Raw genomic sequence first — 5,613 nt, forward strand, 5'->3', positions numbered from 1 at the left:
CGCCATGCGCGCACTTGTTTCTACACGATCCGGGTGCAACCAGCTGATCTATCTCGGGAAAACGTGGGGAAACCTCAGAATCCGCCTCGATCATCGCGCCGATTCCGCTCTTCTCCAACGGCGACAATATCCTGGTGTCGTCGCAGAGTGACTACAACCCGTTCGGCGTGAACTTCGGCACCGATCGCAGCACCGGCACCTCCTACAACGACCTCAACACACGTGCAACCGTGCTGGGCAATCGCAGCTATCAATACAACACCTACAACTTCCAGATCAGCCCTGGCTTGCGTGGCCGCTTCGGCGACAGCTCCTGGCAATGGGATGCCAACTTCAATTACGGCAAGGTCAAGCAGAAGTCGATCAACAACGGCTTTCTCGACTACGCCACGTTCAATCAGGCCATCGGCCCGTCGTTTCTGGATAGCGACGGCGCGGTCAAGTGCGGCAGTGCGGGCGCTGCGATTGCCGGCTGCACACCGCTGAATTTCTTCAACCTCAACGACAGCAGCAACCTGCCCACACTGCGGGGCATGGTGGTCAATCCGATCGTGACCAGCGTCTACACCGTCAAGCAGTTCGAGGCCAATGCCAACGGTTCGTTGTTCGATTTACCGGCCGGCACTGTCAGCCTGGCAAGCGGCATTTCCTATCGCAAGGAGCGCTCCACCACCGCCTCCGATGCGCTGGGGACCGGCGATGAAGACGGCCTGTGCGGCGTGATCGAATTCTGCGCATCCACCTTGAGCGGCAGTTTCGACGTCAAGGAAGCCTATGCCGAAGCCTTGTTCCCGCTGCTCAAGGACTTGCCCGGCATCAACGCATTGAACATCACGCTGGGCACGCGCTTCTCCGACTTCAGCTCTGTCGGCAGCAAGACCAACAGCAAGGTGTCGCTGGAATACCGCCCGATCGAAAATCTGTTGCTGCGCGGCACCGTGTCGCAGGTGTTCCGCGCGCCCAACATCAACGAGTTGTATGCCGGCGTGGCCGGCGATGCCGCCACCGTGAACGACCCGTGCAACGGTTACACCGGTGGCAACAGCGTGGCCTGCGCAAACGTGCCTACCAACGGCAGCTATCAGCAATCCGATGGTCAGGTCGCCGGCAAGGTGTCCGGCGCGGTGGTGGCGGGTTATCAACTCAAGCCGGAAACCGGCAAGTCGTACGATGTGGGGCTGGTCTACGACCCGCAGTGGGTCGATGGCCTGTCGCTGAGCGCAGACTGGTGGCGCATCGATCTGCAAGACACCATCACCACGGTGTCGGCGCAGACCGTGCTCAATCAATGTTTCGCCAACTCGGCCAGCTCTTTCTGCGCGCTGATTCATCGCAACGGCAACGGCACCATCAATTACATCGCCGAACCCACCGTCAACCTGGGCAAGCTGTGGGCCAAGGGCATCGATTTCAATCTGACCTACCGCCTGCCATCCACGTCGTGGGGTAATTTAACGGCAGGGCTCAACGGCACCTATCTCACCCGTTACGACGTGCTGCCCGACGCCACCGATCCCAGCTCGGTCACCATCCATAACGTGGGCCGCTACACCCAGGCTTATGGCAATTTCCCGCGCTGGCGTGCACTGGGCACAGTGAACTGGGCGTTGGACGATTGGAGCGCCACCTGGCGTATCCGTTATGTGGGCAATACCGCCATCGGCAATGCGGATCCGGACCAGAGCCTGTCGGCCGATTCCAGCGAGCCGACGGTGGTGCGCAAGATCGGCGCCTACGTCTACAACAACGTGCAGCTTGGCTACAACGTGGCGCCATGGCACACGCGTTTTGAAGTAGGTGTGGACAATATTGCCGACAAGCAGCCACCGCTGTATTACTCCAATAATGTTGGCAACGCCAATACCGATGTGGCCACCTACGATCTGCTAGGCCGGTTCTATTGGGCGCGTGCGACGCTGAAGTTTTGATCGCTGCGGTTTCGTCGCTGTGATGTGTGGCCAGAGGTAGTCGGTCGCGTGCAAGCCAGGCCTGTGCAGTCGCGACTTATCGCAGCTGCACAGGCGTTTGTTGCAATGGCGCGCGCAGTCTGTGCGTGCCGACAGGAGCTAAGCTGAGCCCATGACAGAGACGCATGCGAGCGAGTTGCCCCACGACCACACGCTGAGCGTGTCGCGGCGGCGTTTTCTGGCCTGGAGCAGCCTGGCGGTTGCCGCAGGCTTCCTGCGGTTTCCAGCGCAAGCCAGCGCCGCGCAACCCGGTAGCGTGCGCGCGGTGCCACTGGCGCAGGTTCGGCTCACACCGTCGTTGTTTCTGGATGCGCTGCAGACCAACCGGCGTTACCTGATGCGGCTGGAGCCGGACAGGCTGCTGCACAAATTCGTGCTGTATGCAGTTCTCGAACCCAAGGCGCCGGCCTACGGCGGCTGGGAAGCGGACACCATCGCCGGGCACACGCTCGGCCACTATCTCAGCGCGTTGGCGTTGATGCACGCGCAGACCGGCGATGCGCAATGCCGCACGCGTGCGCATTATCTGGTCGCAGAACTCGCCCGCTGCCAGGCGCATGCAGGCGATGGCTATGTGGCTGGATTCACGCGCAAGAACGCGGCAGGGCAGATCGAAAGTGGCCGCGCCGTGTTCGATGAACTCAAGCGCGGCAAGATCGACCCGGCGCCGTTCTATCTCAATGGCAGTTGGGCGCCGCTATACACCTGGCACAAGCTGTTTGCCGGCTTGCTCGATGTGCATGCGCACTGCGACAACGCGCAGGCGCTGCAGGTGGCGGTCGGTCTGGCCGGCTATCTGCAAGGCATCTTCGCCGCACTCGACGACACGCAACTGCAGAAGGTGTTGTCGTGCGAATTCGGTGGTCTCAACGAATCCTTCGTCGAGCTGCATGTGCGCACCGGCGATGCGCACTGGGTGGCGCTGGCGCAACGCCTGCACCACCATGCCGTGCTCGACCCACTTGTCGCCCAGCGCGACGAGTTGGTGCACCAGCATTCCAACACCAACATCCCCAAGCTGATCGGCCTGGCGCGCGAGTACGAAGTCACCGGCGATGCCGCCTCGGGCGCGGCGGCGCGCTTCTTCTGGCACACCGTCACCGATCACCATAGCTACGTGATCGGCGGCAACGGCGACCGCGAATATTTCCAGCAGCCGGACAGCACTTCGAAGTTTCTCACCGAGCAGACCTGCGAGCACTGCGCCAGCTACAACATGCTCAAGCTGACACGGCATCTGTACCAGTGGGGGCCGCAGGCGGAGTTCTTCGATTACTACGAACGCACGCTGCTCAACCACGTGATGGCGCAGCAGCACCCGCGCACCGGCATGTTCACCTACATGACACCGATGCTGGCCGGCGAAGCGCGCGGCTGGTCGTCGCCATTCGATGATTTCTGGTGCTGCGTGGGCAGCGGCATGGAAGCGCACGCCCAGTTCGGCGATTCGATCTATTGGCAGCACGGGCAGGGCGTCTACATCAATCTGTATGTGCCCTCCAGCGTGCGTGATGCCGCCGGGCTGGACATGACCCTGCACAGCACGATGCCGGAGCAGGGCAGCGCATCGCTCCGTATCGACGCCGCCCCGGCCGAGCAACGCACGCTCGCGCTGCGCGTGCCGGGCTGGGCGCAGTCGCCTGTGTTGCAGCTCAATGGGCAGCCGGTTGATGCGGCCGTCACTGAAGGCTACTTGCGCATCACCCGCGTGTGGCGCACTGGCGACACGCTCAAGCTGTCGTTCGAGATGCCGCTGCGCCTGGAAGCCACAGCGGACGACCCGGCCTGTGTCTCGGTGCTGCGTGGGCCGCTGGTTCTGGCTGCCGACCTGGGCGATGCGGCCAAGCCCTGGTCCGGCAAGACCCCGGCATTGATCGGCGGCGATGACATCCTGCAGCGCCTGCAACCCGTGACAGGCCAGACCGCGTTCACCTACACCGACGGCGCCGAGCACTGGCGGTTCTCCCCGTTCTACGCCCAATTCGACCGCCGCAGTGCGCTCTACCTGGAGCACCGCGATGCCGCTGCCTGGCAGCAGCACCAAGCCGAGCAGGCCGAAGCAGAAGCGAAACAACACGCGCTCGACACGCGCGCCCTGGATCGCATCGCCCTGGGCGATGAAGCATCCGAAAAAGCCCACGCCCTGCAGAGCGAAAGCTCCTATCCACTGAGCTACCGTCGCCGTGCCGGCCGCGACGCCCGCACTGGCGGCTTCATCGCCTTCACCCTGCGCAACACCACGCAGGCCCGCATCCTTCGCCTGCGCTACTGGGGCGACGAAACCCGCCGCCGCTTTCGCATCCTCGCCGACGGCGAACTCATCGCCAACGAACGCCTGGACGGCAACCGCGACCTGGACTTCGTCGATGTGGATTACGCCTTGCCAGCAGCAGTGGCGGGCCGCGCCACCCTGCAGATCCGAATCGAACCGGAGACTGGTTACTCTGCAGGGCCCGCGTTCGGGTGTTGGGTGTTGGAGTCGGCTTGAATGCGTACCGTAGCGAGCGCGCTGTCGATCTTCTTGCAGCAATGTGCCTGGTATCGGTGTCGACTCCCCACAATTCAGTGCCAGCCAAAATTAGAGGTCTGTGGTTGATATTTATCACGTAACTCGGTGGGCGTTAGCCCGCCCAGGCTGTCGTGCGGTATCTGTTGGTTGTAGTCGGCCAGCCAGTGCTCGGTTTGATCGCGGACCTCGCTCAGCGTGCGAAAAATGTGCTCACGGCACACATCTTTGACTTGGCGACTACCCTCGACCTGCTTCAGCGTGGCGACAATCTGACTTTTGGTGAACTTGCTCTTGCGCACCTTTGGTCTAGTGTTCCCGGGGACCTATAACTATGACTGGATCAATTTTACGGGAGGCTGACAGCTATTCACCCAGCCCCTTACCGGACGCCACGGCCTTCTTAACTTGCTGCAGCTTTGCGCGCAACTCAGCTATAGGGGGCAATCCCATGGATTCACGCCGCTTGTCTACGTTGCTTTCGTCTTCAATTGGATATAACTCAAAAGATTCATTTGCTTGGGTGCCAAAACGTTGAGGCTTTCCATCGTAGACCAGCTGGCGATCAATGAATGTCGCGAAGGCGTCCTTGGGAAATTCACCCTTCTCAACCAGCTCTTGCATCTGTTGGGCCATGTCCGCTTGTAGTGTGCGGTTGCCAGAGTGTTGGAGAATTAGAAATTGCGCGGACACCGCACCGTCACCAACTTCGCTCAGGCCAAGTAGCCTCCCGGAGGTGATGTCAATCCAGGCTGCCTCTCGGCGCCGGTCTGCCTCTGCAAGTCGCGCTTCATCGAATCCAGGGCTCATGGCTTTCTTGCGATCACGCTGATCTTCTTCGCCGAGAGCAATCAATTGCTGTGCGATCTCAGCTGATGACGGTTTGGTCGGATGGCCTGCGACCTCACGATACTCACTCGCTAAGTTCGATGCAGTCACAGTCGCTGCTCCTAAGCCCATAGCAATAAGAACTAGAGATGCCGCTCGTGGTTTCATGAATGTTCCACCCACTGATCATTTCGTTGTCTAGTCGAGAATTTTTGATGCGCCCAGGGTTCCGTAGACACTCAAGACCCTCGTTGCGCGTAGCGCCGTTCAAACTCTACAGGGGACAAGTCGCCAGTTGAACCGTGGCGGAGG

The 5,613-nt window shown here is 61.1% G+C and carries 3 protein-coding genes and 2 pseudogenes; 2 read left to right on the forward strand and 3 right to left on the reverse strand.

What is annotated here, in order from left to right; all coding sequences use genetic code 11:
- Positions 1-74: 74 nt before the first annotated feature.
- A pseudogene (locus XpopCFBP1817_RS19200) lies at positions 75-1,928 on the forward strand (TonB-dependent receptor domain-containing protein); the annotation flags it as partial.
- 151 nt (positions 1,929-2,079) lie between these two features.
- A complete protein-coding gene (locus XpopCFBP1817_RS19205) occupies positions 2,080-4,455 on the forward strand; it encodes a glycoside hydrolase family 127 protein (RefSeq protein WP_128418313.1) in 2,376 nt (791 codons plus the stop codon).
- 74 nt (positions 4,456-4,529) lie between these two features.
- Here the strand turns inward: XpopCFBP1817_RS19205 and XpopCFBP1817_RS23655 are convergent, their stop codons facing one another.
- The 3 genes and pseudogenes from XpopCFBP1817_RS23655 to XpopCFBP1817_RS19215 form a co-directional block, all read right to left on the reverse strand.
- Complete coding sequence (locus tag XpopCFBP1817_RS23655) at positions 4,530-4,697, reverse strand: integrase core domain-containing protein (RefSeq protein WP_341866023.1); 168 nt, start codon at positions 4,695-4,697, stop codon at positions 4,530-4,532.
- Positions 4,695-4,775, reverse strand: a pseudogene (locus XpopCFBP1817_RS23805) (hypothetical protein); the annotation flags it as partial. The pseudogene XpopCFBP1817_RS23805 and the gene XpopCFBP1817_RS23655, both read right to left, overlap by 3 nt.
- Positions 4,776-4,839: 64 nt before the next feature.
- Positions 4,840-5,412 carry a DUF6624 domain-containing protein gene (locus tag XpopCFBP1817_RS19215; protein WP_244171258.1) on the reverse strand — a complete coding sequence of 191 codons (573 nt, stop codon included), beginning with the start codon at positions 5,410-5,412 and terminating at the stop codon, positions 4,840-4,842.
- Between the last annotated feature and the right edge of the window lie 201 nt (positions 5,413-5,613).

It is taken from the genome of Xanthomonas populi (assembly GCF_002940065.1).
GTDB classification, from domain to species: Bacteria; Pseudomonadota; Gammaproteobacteria; order Xanthomonadales; family Xanthomonadaceae; genus Xanthomonas; species Xanthomonas populi.